Origin of the sequence: Saccharothrix hoggarensis (genome assembly GCF_042678885.1) — a bacterium.
GTDB lineage: Bacteria > Actinomycetota > Actinomycetes > Mycobacteriales > Pseudonocardiaceae > Actinosynnema > Actinosynnema hoggarensis.
In genome coordinates, this window is the sequence record NZ_JBHTLK010000450.1 from 1 (window position 1) to 2,038 (window position 2,038).

Genomic DNA, 2,038 nt, shown 5'->3' on the forward strand with positions numbered 1-2,038 from the left:
GAACAGGCACTTGAGCACGCCGTGCCGCCAGGCGTGGGCGTCGAGGTGTTCGGCGGCGAACGGCCCGAGCGCCGCCGCCACGAGCCTGGTGTCGTTGGTGCGCAACGCGTCCTTCACCAGCTCGACCCCGGCCGCCGGCACCTCGTCCCCGACCGAGGCGAGCGCGCGCAGCACGCCACGTCGTTCCGCGTCGTCACCGAAGCGGTACAGCTCGACCAGCACAGTGGCCAACTCCTCCGGCCCGGTCGCCGACGCGTAGGCGGCCACCAGCCTGGCGCGGGCCAGGTCGTCGGCGGTCCCGTGGACCACGCCCAGCGGATCGGTCGCGGCGCGCAGCGGCGTGCGGCCCACCATTCGCCCCGCCACGGGGAAGAACGCCCGGATCGCGCCCGGTTCGGAACGCACGGTCCGCTCCGCCTCGACGAGCCACGGGTGGCCCGCCACCGGTTGTGGCATTGCCGCGCGCAGCGCGCTCATGGCCTCGCGGGCCACCTCCGGCGCGGCGTGACTGTGCCGGGGTAGCTCCACCGCGGCGATCCCCCGATACCCGATCTCCTCCAGCGCGACGAGGGTGGCCGGCAGGTCCAACGCGCCCTCACCGAACTCCAGGTGCTCGTGCAGGCCGGGCACCATGTCGTCCAGCTGCACGTTGACCAGCAGGTCCCCGGCGCGGTGGATGCACGCCGCGGCCGTGTCGCGCTCCACGGCGACGCAGTGGCCGACGTCGAGCGTGACGCCCAAGGGCTCCGGCGAGCCGAGGTCGGTGCGCAGCCGCAGCGCGTCGTCGAGGCGTTCGACGAGGTGCCCGGGCTCCGGCTCCAGGCCGAGGCGGACCCCGAACCGGGCCGCGCCGTCGAGCACTTCGGCCACCCCCGATCGGAGCCTCGCCCACGCCTGGTCGGGGTCGGTGTCCGCGGGCACGACACCGGACCAGAACGACACGCAGTCGGCGCCGAGCGCGGCGGCGATCTCCGCGGCCCGCACCAGGAAGTCCGCCCTGACCTCCCACTCGCGGTCGACCAGGGTGGGGTGGTGCTTGCGGTGCGGGTCGAGCAGGTACCGCGCACCGGTCTCGACCACCACCCGCAGTCCCAGGGCCGACAACCGTGCCGCCACGCGGTCGGTGCGCCGGGCGAGGCCGGGGGCGAACGGGTCGAGGTGGTGGTGGTCGAGGGTCAGCGCCACGGCGGTGTAGCCGAGGTCGGCGATCACCGCGAGCGCGTCGTCCAGCCGGTGGTTGGCGAAGCCGTTCGTGCCGTACCCCAGCTCGAAGGTCATGCGGGCGTCACCTTCCTGCTCAGCGCGCGGACGAGGGGGAGGACGAGTGCGAGGCCGGCCGCGACGGCCGTTGACCCGGCTCCTGCCACCAGGGCGCACTGCAACGGCACCATGCCGTGGACGCCCGCTTTCGTGGCGGACCGGACCGTGCCCGCGCCGGGGTCTCGCACCACTCGGAGTTGGGCTCGCCCGACCGTCGTGGCGTAGGCGACCGCCCCGGCGAGGGCGCCGGTCCGGTGCCGCCGGGTCCGCGTCGGGAGGGCGACCGGCGTCGCCGCGGTCACCGCGGTGGCGCCGAGGACCGCGCGCGCGACGGCGGGTGACGCACCGCGGACCTCGCCGTGCGCGAGCACCGTCACGCCCAGCGTGTGAGCGGCCATGACGGCTGCCCCGGGCAGTGCGGCCGCGGCGCGTCCGCGTCCCGAGCCCAGGAGCACGTCGAGTGCGCGGCACGCGGCCATCGCCAGAGGCCCGGCCTTGGTGTCCTTGAGGACCGTGTCGTAGGACCACACCGCCGCCGTGAGCGGCACCGCGACGGCCAAGGCGTCCCGGCCGCCCGCCCACGCGGCGAGCCCGAGCCCGGCCGCGCTGAGGGCGACGGCGGTTCCCAGCGCGGCGCGGGGGCTCACCCGGCCGGACGGGATCGGGCGCTCCGGGCGCTCGACGGCGTCCAACGCGCGGTCGGCCCAGTCGTTGAGCGCCATGCCGGACCAGTACAGCGCCACCGACGACAACGGCAGCAGCAAACGCCTGCCCCGCA

At 75.8% G+C, this 2,038-nt stretch carries 2 protein-coding genes; both read right to left on the reverse strand.

Annotated features, from left to right (window positions below):
* Window positions 1-1,278 (reverse strand): TIM barrel protein (locus ACFQ3T_RS36270; protein WP_380730639.1); only part of this gene is annotated, 1,278 nt, incomplete at its 3' end.
* A partial coding sequence (locus ACFQ3T_RS36275) for an SCO3242 family prenyltransferase (RefSeq protein WP_380730641.1) occupies window positions 1,275-2,038 on the reverse strand: 764 nt, incomplete at its 5' end. The genes ACFQ3T_RS36275 and ACFQ3T_RS36270, both read right to left, overlap by 4 nt.